The sequence below is a fragment of the Leptothoe sp. ISB3NOV94-8A genome, from assembly GCF_043421595.1.
In the GTDB taxonomy this organism is placed as follows: Bacteria; Cyanobacteriota; Cyanobacteriia; order Phormidesmidales; family Phormidesmidaceae; genus Leptothoe; species Leptothoe turfae.
In genome coordinates, this window is sequence record NZ_JAXSQW010000001.1 from 3,667,869 (window position 1) to 3,681,178 (window position 13,310).

The window sequence follows — 13,310 nt, forward strand, 5'->3', positions numbered from 1 at the left end:
AATTGAGCAGGATTGGCGTTTGAGTTACGAACTTTACGCCCTATTCAAACTTCAAAATTCAGCCTTCAAAACTTCTTTAGAGTTTAGTTGGTTATGCTGAAGGTGGGGCTATGGGAGTAAACGGGCAATGCTGAGGATTTCTAACCAGGTAACCATTCCAGATAGTGAAATTGAACTACAGGCGGTGCGATCGCAAGGTGCGGGCGGTCAAAACGTTAATAAGGTTGCCACAGCCATACACCTCCGCTTTAATATATTGGCCTCATCGCTGCCTGAGCACTATAAAACTAGACTGCTGACCTTAAACGATAGTCGCATAACCAAAGGTGGAGTAATTCATATTAAGTCTCAGGCTTACCGCACTCAGCTCCGTAATAAGACTGACGCCTTAGAACGACTACAGCAGCTGATTAGAGCAGCCATGGTGGTTAAGAAAAAGCGTAAACCCACCAAGCCTAGTAAAGCGGCCAAGCAAAGGCGTCTTGATAACAAAACCAAACGTAGCCAGCGCAAAGCATCACGTGGTCGCGTTAGCTATGACGATTAATGACTTCAATGGATTTAATCTTGATCCATGGCATGGGTAGGACACCCCTTTCCATGGTGATATTGCAACATCGATTAAAACAGTTGGGCTATCGCGCTCATCTATTTGGGTATTCAGCCACCTTTGAATCTCTAAATCGGGTAACGAATCGCCTCATGGCTTTAATTCATCGATTGCATACCAAAAACTATGGCTTGATCGGTCATTCCCTAGGAGCTGTGATCATTCGCAATGCCTTGCCCTTACTGAAACAGCAGCCTAAAGTCTGTTTCTTTCTGGCACCGCCGATGATCGCTTGCAAAGCGGCAAAAGTCTTTTCAAAGCTGTTGCCCTATCGTGTGCTGACGGATGACTCCCTGTCGTTTTGAGACAACCGTCTCTACTACCAATCTCTCTTCGATGGGTAATGCTTGCGAACATCGCAGTAACACTTCCCGATAAATCGGGTTAGCCACCACCAGACCTCCGCCCTGGGGACGCTTAAGCAATCCTAGATCCACTAAATATTGCCGATCATCATTGGCAGTAACGGAAAGTGATAATCCCGCCAACATCAATTCCATAATGGTCTTAACCCAACGAAATAGCTTTCCTGGTCAATTAAACGTTAAAGACTAGGAAATGACCAACGGTTTGTGACCGAAAGCATATAGTGCTTAGTCTGAACACAAGGGCCTGTTGTATGAAACCAGCGAGCCATAAGCTACTTAATCATAAAAATTAAAGCTCCAGACTACTATAGCGAGTCCAACTACCACCTACTGTTTCGCGCCAAGCTCCCCAACCAGGTGGTAAATCAGCAATTTCTTTCAGTGTGGGATCAATGTCCACAATACAGCCCATACCCACAACTTTTCCATCCTTGGGGTCATCTGTCGTACCACAGGTAAAGGCCCAGGAATGATCATCTGAATAATGCACAACCCTCAAGATGGAATGATGCTCATCCAAAACCTGTCGAGTCGTAATGGCAGCCACATTTTTAGCTTGATCGAATGGCCAATCGTCATTCATTTTGCTGATTGAGAGGTTAATTTCCTAAGACGATTCTGGATGAAAGTAATCATAGATCTGCTGAGCTAACTTAGGTCCCACCCCCGATACCGCTGTCAGCCGTTCTACGTTGGCCTCACGAATATAGTCGATGGATCTAAACTCAGCTAGCAGCATCTTTTGTCGATGGTGGCCCAGACCAGGAATCTCACTGAGACGAGAACGACGCATGCGATCTGTGCGTTTTTTACGGTGGAAGCTGACGGCAAATCGGTGGGCTTCATCCCGTAACCGTCGCAATAACTGCACTCCCGGCTGTTCTGCTTCAGTGGGCAATGGCATGGATTCCCCTGGCAAAAAGATCTCCTCGCGTTTTTTCGCCAGACTCACCACATTTAACTCACTGAGCAAGTTGAGATCTTTTAGCACTTCGACCACGGCTGAGAGCTGCCCTTTACCACCGTCAATCATCACGAGGTCGGGCCAGTCTGGATTGCCAATCCGTTCCTTAGACGGATCTTCTGCATATTTGCGAAAGCGACGACGGATCACTTCAGCCATACTGGCGAAGTCATCGGAATGACCGCTGGTAACCTTGGGATTTTTAATCTTGTAGTGACGATAGTGTTGTTTCGCAGGCAGACCATCCACAAATACCACCTGGGAAGCCACGGCATCTGAGCCTTGAATGTGGGAAATGTCATAGCCTTCTATGCGCTTGGGTTGGCCCGGTAGATCGACAATTTCCGCCAAATCCTGCATTGCCTGGTTATTGCGATCGGCAAACCGCTGGGTGCGCGCTAGCTCATACTGGGCATTGCGCTCCACCATTTCCACCAACGCTGCCTTGGATTGCCGCTGGGGCACTTCGATGGTAACTTTACGTCCCTTTTGCTGGGTAAGAAACTCCGCCAGCATATCGGCATCCGGCAACGGGTGCTGCACCATGATTTCGCTGGGAATTTCCACCGCATCTACGGTGGGATAATGCGCTTCAAGCACCCGCTGCAGAATTTGCCCCGGTGTGCCTGACTCGGTCTCGGCCACAAAGCCTAAACGTCCCACAAGGCGTCCTGCTCGAATTTGGAATAGCTGAATACAGGTGTGCTGATCGTCACCGGAGAGTGCGATCGCATCCCGCGAAATTGTGTCATCCGGCAACGCCACCTTTTGGTGGGCACTCAACGTTTGCAATCCACGAATCTGATCCCGCAGTCGTGCCGCATGCTCAAAGTTAAGCTTTTCAGCCGCCTTTTCCATTTGGGCTGCCAAGATTGACTCCAATTCCTGCACCCGCCCCTGAAAAACCATTGCCACCTTTTGGACAATCTTGTGATAATCTCCCGGCGTAATCAGCTGTTGGCATACCCCAGGACATTGGCCAATGTCATAATTCAAGCAAGGTCGATCTTTAAATAAAGGCTGACGTCGCTGCCGCAGCGGAAATATTTTTTTAGAAATATGCAGCGTCCGGCGCAGCAAACCCGTATCTACATAAGGACCGTAGTAGCGATCTTTCTTGGTGGTTTTTCGACGCTTACGAGTAATAAAGATGCGCGGGTAATCTTCTGACCAAGTAATGCAGAGATACGGATATTTTTTGTCATCCTTAAGCAACACATTAAAATAAGGCTGATGCTGCTTAATTAAGTTAGCCTCTAACACCAGCGCCTCGGCCTCAGTATCCGTAACAATAAATTCGATATCCACCACCTGGGTCACCATGACACTGATGCGCGGCGCGTGGTGCTGTTGTCCATTCCTAAAATAGGAACGTACTCGATTGCGCAGGCTTTTGGACTTACCTATATAAAGGATTTGATCATCCCCATCTCGCATGAAATAAACGCCCGGTTCCTGGGGAATTTCCTTGAGACGATTTGCTAAGCGTTCAGGGTCTTTTAGTAGCGTCGTTGCAGCAGCAGCGGAAGGCACTAAGGGTCTCTCCAAATCCGTTCTAGTAGACAGGGGCTATTGCCTTTCTATTCTGCATACATTTGTCCTAACTAGGTTAGCTAGAACATCTTTAGTAATCCTTGCTGACCCACTAATATTTCGCGCAATAGGCTGATAAAGGCCACCCAAATGATGGGAGAAATATCTACTCCACCAAACGGAGGGACTATTTTACGTACAGGAATCAAAAACGGCTCAGTCGGCCAGTACACCAAATTGAAGGGAAACTTGGTGGATTCTGCCTCGGGGTACCAAGTAAGAACGATGCGGAAAATAAACAGTAAGGTCATCACCGCTAGCAGCGGTCCAATGATCCAATTGCCAATTGTGATACCTGACATCGTCAATGTTCCTCGTTAAATGAGTGATTCACTTTAAGGATTGTAAAGCTTAGCTCGATGGCTATGGCCTGCACATTCGCAATCTTTTTAGTAAAAAAACTAAAAAGCCTTGATGTAAAAAGCATTTAGCGTTTTCAAGCACATTAACCCTGTTTTTTGCCCCAATGAAAAGGCTTCTCAAGGTTAACGTTGCTCGATACTATATTAAGCAAGCATTACAAACGTTTGCGGAACTAAAGAGTAAAGCCATGACACCTTCACTGACTAATTTCTTACTGAGCCTGGTTGCTGGAGCTGCAATTGTAGTGATCCCAGTAACTGTTGCTCTTGTCTTTATCAGTCAGCGCGACAAAATCAGACGCTAAACCTTATTGCATTTGGCTTGAAGTAAACATAAGTACTTTAAGTCTTTAAGTATAGGTAAGAGCAGCGATAATTTCCTGGTCAATGTCTTGTGTAAACGAACCGAGAGTACAGCCGATGCTGTGCTCTTTTTTATGACTGCAGTTTGACCATTGACACATTCTGAGCTGATTTATCAAAAGACAAATCCAAAGCTGCCCGCTAGGATAGAATTGGTGGCTATGGAATAGTCATGTCAGGCAAAACGCCTGTTAGAGGGCCACCATAATACGAGGAAGCAATTGTGAATTTTGGTACTCCTGTCCCGCTGCTGGTTGGATTAATACTCATTCTTGGTGCGGTTGGGCTTTTCTTTCTAGACAAATTTAAGCCGGGCTATGAACGCAGCTCTGACAAGGTTTACTCAATCCTACTTTTGCTGTCTGGCGTCTTCCTACTAGCCCATTTAAATATGGAGCTGCTGGCTTCTTTTCAGCAGGTAATGCTAGTGGGGATGCTGACTACCTTGATTATCAACGATATCAGCAAACGAGAGTCTAACCGCGTCAGGTCAGGGGAGCGTGAAGGTCCACCACCACGGCGCTATGAGGAACGTCCCCGTCGGGTTTATCGTGCAGAATTGGACGACTGGGATACACCAGGATCCAGACAACCTCGTATCCCCAGCGATCGCTATCGGGATGATAGCTATGGCGATCGCTACGAGCCACGCCCTTTAGAGCCCCAGCCCCCAGCCCCATATCAAGACCGTCGACCACCAGCACGCTTACAGCCAGGGCAGCCAAGACAGGGAGAAGAGTTTGATAACTACTCGAACGATCGGGGTCGACCCGATAGTGGTCCAGGGAATCGTTCAAACAGTTTTTACAACAACCCTCGCTATGATGGCAACGGGGGCCCTTCAGGTCCAGGCAGTCGGCCACAGCGACCAACCCAACGCCCACCACAGTCACCACAGCGCCCTCCCATGGATACACCGGTGCCTGCAGGTAATGGCGCTGGCCACAGCTTAGGTGGTTTGCCACAGCCGCCTCGGGAATCAGCCCCCCCCCCTGCTGAGCGTCCTCCCCTTAATGTTCGTCCTCGCCCTACAGACGCCAACGAAGGAAGCTATACTGATTTTCGCCCCGCCGCCCCTAACGATGGTGCCTCTGAACCGCGCCCCGATGCGCCACCGCCGCAGCCCCCAGCCAAATACTAACGTTTTTGCATCCTTTTCTTAGAAAGCAGATCAACTCCACAAATGGTAAGAAAGAAACCTACACAGGCCCATATAACCAAGATCATTTCTAAAAGTCAGTCTGAATTTCTCAAAGCACGCACCAAAAAGCAGACGGAATATTATATGGGCGCTAAGTTAATTGAGGTAGGCGTCAATCCAGATAAAGCCATCTATCGATGGAAAATTTTGGACAAGGGTTCCAAAGAAGAATGGACCTACAGCGCCTATTGGGACGATAGCCGCGAAAAAATCGAAGCTGAAGAAGGGTAAGCGCAAGGCTAAGATCTTTGGACAGCCGCTTCAGCCTGTCGCAACAGACTGCCATCAATGGGCTGATTCACTAGCACCATTGTGGTGGTCTCATTTTTTATAAACCCGACACGTTCGTAAAATTGTTTTTGGTTGGTTGTCATCAGGTAAACCCGTTCTACGCTGCTCATATGGGGATGACTTAAAACTGTTTCCACCAATTTACGCCCCAAGCCAGCGCCTTGATAGTCATCATGGATGACCACATCCCAAATAGTGGCACGATAGACACCATCAGATGTGGCCCGAGCAAAGCCAATTAGCCGATCATCATGCCAGGCGACCACCACAGGGCAACTATAGCTAATGGCTTTAGCTAAATCCTCAAATCGTCGCCCCGCAGCCCAAAAAGCAGAGTGATTAAAGAGATTTCTAAGTTGCTCTAGATCTTTTGTTGCTAGCGTTTCGGTATAGCAAAACTGAACAGACCGAAAATCCATAGGTATGAAGCTAAAAAAGAACATTACCTACCCAGTCTGTCTTTAAAGACAAACAGGAATAGTAAAAAAGCTTTAATCGCAAAAAGCTAAGACAATGGGGTGGTACCACGATACATAGACTCAAGCACAGCCACCATCAAATCCACTGATATTTACCATCAAATAGTTTGGTATCGGGGAATACAGATTACCATCTACCAGGGACTGCCAACGAGGGTAAATGCAGCCCAGTAAAAGGGATGACTTAAAACGAGTCCCGTTTCATCGGCCAAGATCGGCGGCATGACTAAGGTGCCACCTGTCCAGACCAGTTGTCCGGCATCCACTGAGACATTGCCCCGTAGCATTGCCAGCTGAGCCTGGCGTAATGCCTCAGCGCGCATGGTGCTGGTGCGTAAATTGGAGTAAAACTCTGTCATTAAACCAGCCGTCCCCACATCATCGACTCGCCAGAGGCTAGCCATGGCGGTTTTCACCCCTGCCTTGACTGCTAAGCCAGCAAAGCCCAACTCCGCTTCTCGGCTGCCGAGGGCTGTTCGACAGGCACTGAGCACCAGCAAATCTACCGGTGGATTATCAAGGCTGAGGCGAGAAAGTTGATCAAGGGTAAGGCGCTGATCCCATAACTGGATGTAGGAATTACTGGGATTACCAGCACGAAATTCTCCGTGGGTGGCCAGGTGCAGGATGTCGTAGTCGCCACTTTGACGATTGGCTAAGAGCTGTTCCAGGGTAAAGGATTCATTGAGGAAAAATCGTCCTGGCCAGAGAGTATCGGCAATGGTCCTCAGTTCTAAGGGAACCGCAGGTAGGGCAGGCTGTTCTAAAAAGGTGGAGGCTCCTGCCGCTAAAACCTCAGCAGGCCTAATATCGCTGTAGTCAATATTGGTTAAGCCGACACTGGGCATAATGCCTAAACTGTAACGCTCAATCAAAAAGGTTTCACCATCATGTAGGGCGGCTAGCGGTAGCGATCGCAACCCAGAGGGCAATACAAATGATAAATGACTGATTTCCTGTTCACTAAGTGCACTCTCCAACGGTGAAATCAGCCAGTTGTGTAGTTTTTGAGCTGAACGCAGGTAGCGACGACCAAATGTCACATTAGTCACCCCTCGATGAAATCGAGCAACAATATTTTGCACATCTGCCTTGGTGGTGTCGATGAGCAAACGCTGGGGGGGACCATTCTGAGTCACTAAAATGAGCTCTAACAGATAATTATCCTGGTTTAGCTCCAGTACCTGCTTTGTTTGAGCGCGCTCATCAGGCACAAAGTCGATGTATACGATGCCTGGGGTATAGCCAGTTTCTATCGCCACCTGCCCCAACTTTTGCTGAACTTCTGGCAAGGGTAAGTTGGGCTCAGATTCCACCCCCAAGTACTGAGAATATTCTTGGATTAGAACTTTCTCTTTGCCATCGAGTTTTTCTGCGGTAATTTCAGCATCCTCTAAAACATCAACAGAGAAGTCATCCCCATAGGCAAACTCATCATCGTCAAAGTCGCTGTCGTCGTTCTCATCGTCGTCCTCATCCTCAGCATCATCTGAGTCTGCGGTCTCCTCCGAGTCGTCATCTTCGAAGTCGCCGTCGTCAAAGTCGTCGTCGTCAAAGTCGTCGTCTTCGAAGTCGTCATCTTCGAAGTCGTCATCAAAATCATTATTGTCCTGGACGTCGTCGCCATCCTCATCGCCAGCAATGCTGAGGGGGCTAGAAGAATCGTCTAAAGCACCGTCATCACCAAAGTCGTTGTCTCCAAAATCATCATCAAAATCGTCATCGTCAAAATCATTGCAGTCATTCACACAATCATTTGGATTCGTGCTGCCCGCTGTCACGATGCTGATATTGCCTTGGGAAAAGCTGTCAAGGAATGATCTGACGGGGGTAATGGCATTATTGGTGCTAGTTGCGATCGCACCTGCCGTTCCATTCACTGCCGCATTACCCACAACAAAAGGCGTTTGCCCTCCTCCCCCGTGGCGAATACGAATGTTGCCGTTATTAGCCGTCGTCACTAAGCTTTGACCAGCGCTATTAGTGCCCGTCACCCGCAACAATCCATCGGTTGTAATGTCAATTTCCGTTGCAGCTTGAATGGAATCCAACTCAACATTACCGACCGCATTCACCAATACCCGATTATCCATCAACGCAAATGTCGATCGGACAGCGGGTTGAGTCGAGCTGCCTGTTTGACCATCCAAGGTCAATTGGTCGCTAATGGTCAGAGTGCCGCCTAAATCAATGCCAATGCCCGTTTGACTCACTCCATTGATTGCGATCGCTCCATTTCCAGCCGTACCAGCCGTATCAATCGAAGTATTGGCCCCAACCAAGACACCTGAATTATTGCTGTGCCGTCCCGCGATCGTGATATTGCCACCACGGGTCTGGAGAGAACTATTTGCCAACAATGAAACACCCGCCGCTGAAACAGTCTGCTCGCCATTGCCCTGAAGCAATAACGCGCCCCCCGACGTGTCGACTAAAACATTGCTAGCAATCTCGACAACACCATTGCCTTGATTGTCCGTATCAGCTCGTAACTGCAGGTTGAGGGGACCAGAGGTATCACCGGGCGTAATGGAAGCCTGAACCCTAATATCGCCAGCCGCCAACAGTTCCAACGTGGCTCCAGGCTGAGCTGAATAGACCAACGGATCAATCAGAGTAATATTTCCAGCGGCTGTCCCCCCATTAGTGGTGGTTGCAACAACAACATTGCCATTGGCTAAACCAGCATTGAGCACACCAATGTCTAAAATGGCCACCGACCCCGTCGCTTCAAACGGAGTTGCGGCAGGGAGGTTCACATTATTACCACCGTTATTACGAATCTCAATATCAAACGGATCCAACAACCACAAACCAGCACGACCCTGTGCAGCGGATACATCCGGAGCTTGAGTCACCTCCAAAAAAACACGACTGCTGGTTTCTATAAACCCTCCATCCCCTGCCTGGGAGCCACCCGTTGCAGAAATTGCCCCATAAATGCGACTACTCTCTTCTGACCAGATAATGATGTTGCCACCGGAGCCACTATCCTGAGCATCCGCGCTGAGCTCCACCGTTGGCGCAACATAAACAGCTCGAGCATTGGGTAGGGGGCCTGTGCCTTCTTGATTACCCCCCAACCAAATATTGCCACCCCCTTGGGTACCAGACACATTGACAGTCCCTGCTAATAGCCCCACCTGCTCCCCCAGGAGTTGCACATTACCGCCTTCTAAGCTGATATCTCCGGTAGACAGCACTGTACCGAGAGAGAGATCCATATCTGCCCCTGCCAGCTGAATACTGCCATCAGCATTCACCACCAATCCTGTTGCCGATGCCACAGAAACATCTGTCAACAAAGTGGGCAAGTCTAACGGGTTAAAACCACTGGTAATGTGTTGCGCAGCAAGGTCGTAAGACAACACTGAGCCAGCCGAGCTCAAACGGACGTAGTGACTATCGGGCACTGCCGCCAGAGTGATAGAACCGCTGGTGCCACTCAGATCACCAGTATTAGTCACACTACTGCCGACTAAGGATAGCGAAGCTTCTGGATCAACAGTTAAATCACTGCTATTCAAAATAATGCCAGCAGCTCCAGCCCAGAACTCTAACCCGGTGGGTTCACCTACCAACAAGCCATAGTCCACTGAACCAAGGACCGGAAAGGTGCCATTATCGAACGTTACCCCGTCTGCCGTGGTCGCTAAGAAGCTCCCCGGCAAAGCCAGGGTGGCACGCTCACCAAAAATAATGCCCGCAGGGTTAAGCAGAAATAGATCGGCGTTGCTGCCTAAAAGCTGTAGTTGGCCATTGATTAATGAAGCATCCCCACCACTGATCCGTCCTAAAACATTAGCAACACCTGCAGGCACCCAAAAACTAGCCCGTTCAGCCTCATCCAGATTAAAACTCTCAAATCCGTGAAACAGATTCAAACCATCAGCAGACCGTTGGCCACCCGTGATGCTGTACTCATTTGCCCGTTGCTCAACCTGAGTCATGTTCGTAGGCACAATAGACTGTGCCATCACAGGGGCACTAACCCCCATGAGCCCACTGATCAGACCAATTGACCAAAAACGCACTTGCTTTCACTCCTACAGAGCACCCTCGACCTAGCTTGCCACAGTGTCTGAAACTATGGCGCTATTGAGCACAGCCTTGACACAATCAAAATCAATGTATTTACGAGTGAGGTAAACCGTCCCCAAGTAGGGGGTTTATCGGCTTAGGATATCTAGATAAGATAGGTATCGGGGTATAGTACCCACACTCGCCGTTTACTGCCCAGACATGCTGAAACGACTTTTAGGCGATCCAAACGCCCGTAAGCTCAAGCGCTATCAACCTGACGTCAAAGAGATCGCCCTCCTGGAAGAGGAAATCAAGGCCCTCTCAGATGAGGAATTGCGGGGTAAAACTGCTGAATTTAAGCAGCGCCTTAAGGATGGTGAGGATCTTGATGATCTCCTCACTGAAGCTTTCGCCGTTGTGCGTGAGGCGGGTACTCGGGTTTTGGGGATGCGTCATTATGACGTACAGCTGATTGGCGGCATGGTGCTTCATGATGGCCAGATCGCTGAAATGAAGACGGGTGAAGGTAAAACTCTGGTAGCCACCCTACCTGCATACCTAAATGCCCTATCTGGTAAAGGTGTGCACATCGTTACAGTAAACGACTACCTGGCTCGCCGCGACGCCGAATGGATGGGGCAGGTTCATCGTTTCTTAGGGCTATCAGTGGGTTTGATTCAGCAGGGCATGAGCCCATCAGAACGGCGTAAAAACTATGCTTGTGACATCACCTACGGCACAAATAGCGAGTTTGGCTTCGATTACCTGAGGGACAACATGGCCTCTTCCATTGAGGAAGTGGTACAACGCCCGTTTAACTTTTGTATCATTGACGAAGTTGACTCCATCTTGGTGGATGAGGCTCGTACACCGCTAATCATTTCAGGTCAGGTAGATCGTCCTCAAGAAAAATATGAACGAGCGGCAGACCTGGCCCGCCAGCTAGAAACCGAAGTGGACTACGAGGTGGATGAGAAGGCACGTAACGTTCTCCTCACTGATGAAGGGTTTGAAAAAGCAGAAAACCTTCTACAAGTCACGGATTTATTTGATCCGAAAGATCCCTGGGCTCACTTTGTATTTAACGCCGTAAAAGCAAAAGAATTATTTGTTAAAGACGTTAACTATATTGTTCGTAATGATGAAGTCGTCATTGTCGATGAATTCACTGGTCGGGTAATGCCGGGTCGTCGCTGGAGTGATGGTCTGCACCAAGCCATTGAGGCTAAAGAACATGTCCCTATCCAGCCAGAAACTCAAACTTTGGCATCCATCACTTACCAAAACTTCTTCTTGCTCTATGACAAGCTATCGGGGATGACCGGTACGGCTAAGACAGAAGAAGCTGAATTTGAAAAGATTTACGATATCGAAGTCACGATTATTCCTACCAATCGCCCGATTGCTCGTAACGATAAATCGGATGTTGTGTACAAAACAGAGCCAGCTAAATGGAAAGCGCTCGCCCAGGAATGTGCAGAGATGCATGAAACCGGTCGCCCGGTTCTGGTAGGAACCACCAGTGTTGAAAAGTCAGAGCTGCTATCAGGGCTTTTACAACAGCTCAATGTAGACCACAACCTGCTCAACGCTAAACCAGAAAACGTTGAACGGGAATCAGAAATTGTTGCCCAGGCAGGTCGCAGTGGCGCGGTTACCATTGCCACCAACATGGCAGGACGGGGTACGGATATTATTCTCGGCGGGAATAGTGATTATATGGCACGCCTCAAGATCCGAGAATTTTTCATGCCCAAGATTGTCCGCCCTGAGGATGAACAAGGATTTGGTGTGGCCAAGGTGGCCGCCGCCGGTGGTAGTAGAACCAGTGCCAAAGGATTCCAGAGCAACGGTAAGAAACAAAAAACCTGGAAGGCTTCGCCTGAAATCTTCCCCACTGATCTGTCTAACGAAACTGAAAAGGCATTGAAAGATGCGGTAGCCTTTGCCGTTAAGACCTACGGACCTCAGAGTCTATCTGAGCTGGGTGCCGAGGATAAAATTGCCACCGCTGCCGAGAAAGCGCCTACAGAAGACCCAGCCATTCAGAGGCTACGGGATGTCTACAAGCTAATTTTGGCTGAATATGAAGCCTTTACTGACACTGAGCACGACAAGGTAATTGAGTTAGGTGGCTTACACGTAATCGGTACTGAGCGTCATGAGTCTCGTCGGGTAGACAACCAGTTGCGCGGTCGTGCCGGTCGTCAAGGGGACCCCGGTTCCACTAAGTTTTTCTTAAGCTTGGAAGATAACCTACTACGTATCTTTGGCGGTGACCGTGTTGCTGGCCTGATGAATGCTTTCCGAGTAGAGGAAGACATGCCCATTGAATCGGGTATGTTGACTCGCTCCTTAGAAGGCGCACAGAAAAAGGTAGAAACCTACTACTACGACATTCGTAAGCAGGTGTTTGAATACGACGAGGTGATGAATAACCAGCGTCGTGCCATCTATGCGGAACGCCGTCGGGTGCTAGAGGGCGACAAGCTCAAGGAACTGGTCATCGGCTATGGCGAACAGACCATGGATGACATTGTCGATGCCTATATCAACCCTGAGTTGCCTTCAGAAGAATGGGACCTCGAAAATATTGTTGGCAAAGTTAAAGAGTTTATCTATTTGCTCGAAGACTTAACTGCTGACCAATTAGAAAATCTCTCCATGGGAGAAATCAAGACCTTCTTGAGAGAGCAAGTCCATATTGCCTACGACATCAAAGAAGGCCAGGTGGACAAGATGAAGCCAGGTCTGATGCGTGAAGCAGAGCGATTCTTTATTCTGCAGCAGATAGATACCCTATGGCGTGAGCACCTGCAACAGATGGATGCCCTGCGCGAAACGGTTGGTTTACGTGGCTATGGTCAAAAAGATCCGCTGATTGAATATAAGAGCGAAGGCTATGAGGTCTTTTTGGACATGATGACTGGCATTCGTCGTAATGTGGTTTATACCATGTTCCAGTTCCAGCCTCAGCCGCCACCGCAGGCGGCGGCTACTGATGGCCCTATTGATGTAGAGGTCGTGTAGCAATTTTTTAAAAATTTATAGTTAAA

At 48.7% G+C, this 13,310-nt stretch carries 12 protein-coding genes; 6 read left to right on the forward strand and 6 right to left on the reverse strand.

All coding sequences use genetic code 11. The features are described 5' to 3' along the window. Positions 1 to 127 precede the first annotated feature (127 nt). Together arfB and SPB21_RS15505 are read left to right on the forward strand one after the other, a co-directional pair. Positions 128 to 547, forward strand: coding sequence for an alternative ribosome rescue aminoacyl-tRNA hydrolase ArfB (gene arfB, locus SPB21_RS15500; protein WP_163667717.1), 420 nt, complete (start codon positions 128 to 130; stop codon positions 545 to 547). Positions 548 to 555: 8 nt separating this feature from the next. Next, positions 556 to 915 carry an esterase/lipase family protein gene (locus SPB21_RS15505; protein ID WP_499867074.1) on the forward strand — a complete coding sequence of 120 codons (360 nt, stop codon included), beginning with the start codon at positions 556 to 558 and terminating at the stop codon, positions 913 to 915. Here SPB21_RS15505 and SPB21_RS15510 read toward each other — a convergent pair. From SPB21_RS15510 to SPB21_RS15525, 4 genes are all read right to left on the reverse strand, one after another. Beyond that, complete coding sequence (locus SPB21_RS15510) at positions 865 to 1,110, reverse strand: hypothetical protein (protein WP_499867075.1); 246 nt, start codon at positions 1,108 to 1,110, stop codon at positions 865 to 867. The genes SPB21_RS15505 and SPB21_RS15510 overlap by 51 nt on opposite strands. A 157-nt stretch (positions 1,111 to 1,267) precedes the next feature. Further along, complete coding sequence (locus SPB21_RS15515) at positions 1,268 to 1,561, reverse strand: hypothetical protein (RefSeq protein WP_163667711.1); 294 nt, start codon at positions 1,559 to 1,561, stop codon at positions 1,268 to 1,270. A gap of 24 nt (positions 1,562 to 1,585) precedes the next feature. Continuing rightward, complete coding sequence (gene uvrC / locus SPB21_RS15520; RefSeq protein WP_499867076.1) at positions 1,586 to 3,475, reverse strand: excinuclease ABC subunit UvrC; 1,890 nt, start codon at positions 3,473 to 3,475, stop codon at positions 1,586 to 1,588. A gap of 80 nt (positions 3,476 to 3,555) precedes the next feature. Further along, on the reverse strand, positions 3,556 to 3,837 hold the full coding sequence (locus SPB21_RS15525; RefSeq protein ID WP_499867077.1) for a YggT family protein: 282 nt from the start codon (positions 3,835 to 3,837) through the stop codon (positions 3,556 to 3,558). A gap of 248 nt (positions 3,838 to 4,085) precedes the next feature. Here SPB21_RS15525 and psbX point away from each other — a divergent pair, with 248 nt between their 5' ends. From psbX to SPB21_RS15540, 3 genes are all read left to right on the forward strand, one after another. Next, positions 4,086 to 4,202 (forward strand): photosystem II reaction center X protein, encoded by a 117-nt coding sequence (psbX, locus tag SPB21_RS15530; RefSeq protein WP_036020238.1) that lies wholly within the window; start codon positions 4,086 to 4,088, stop codon positions 4,200 to 4,202. A gap of 281 nt (positions 4,203 to 4,483) precedes the next feature. Further along, positions 4,484 to 5,401 (forward strand): Ycf66 family protein, encoded by a 918-nt coding sequence (locus SPB21_RS15535; RefSeq protein ID WP_499867079.1) that lies wholly within the window; start codon positions 4,484 to 4,486, stop codon positions 5,399 to 5,401. 144 nt (positions 5,402 to 5,545) lie between these two features. Then, positions 5,546 to 5,692: a hypothetical protein gene (locus SPB21_RS15540; protein ID WP_348918222.1), complete on the forward strand. Its 147-nt coding sequence runs from the start codon at positions 5,546 to 5,548 to the stop codon at positions 5,690 to 5,692. A gap of 8 nt (positions 5,693 to 5,700) precedes the next feature. Here SPB21_RS15540 and SPB21_RS15545 read toward each other — a convergent pair whose 3' ends face one another. Both SPB21_RS15545 and SPB21_RS15550 read right to left on the reverse strand, forming a co-directional pair. Further along, positions 5,701 to 6,171, reverse strand: coding sequence for a GNAT family N-acetyltransferase (locus SPB21_RS15545; RefSeq protein ID WP_163702719.1), 471 nt, complete (start codon positions 6,169 to 6,171; stop codon positions 5,701 to 5,703). 194 nt (positions 6,172 to 6,365) lie between these two features. Beyond that, entirely contained in the window at positions 6,366 to 10,265 is a 3,900-nt protein-coding gene (locus SPB21_RS15550) for a CHAT domain-containing protein (protein ID WP_499867080.1), read from the reverse strand. Between the two features lie 208 nt (positions 10,266 to 10,473). Here SPB21_RS15550 and secA point away from each other — a divergent pair, with 208 nt between their 5' ends. Continuing rightward, positions 10,474 to 13,284, forward strand: a complete 2,811-nt coding sequence (secA, locus tag SPB21_RS15555; protein WP_163667689.1) for a preprotein translocase subunit SecA — start codon at positions 10,474 to 10,476, stop codon at positions 13,282 to 13,284. The last annotated feature ends 26 nt before the right edge of the window (positions 13,285 to 13,310 follow it).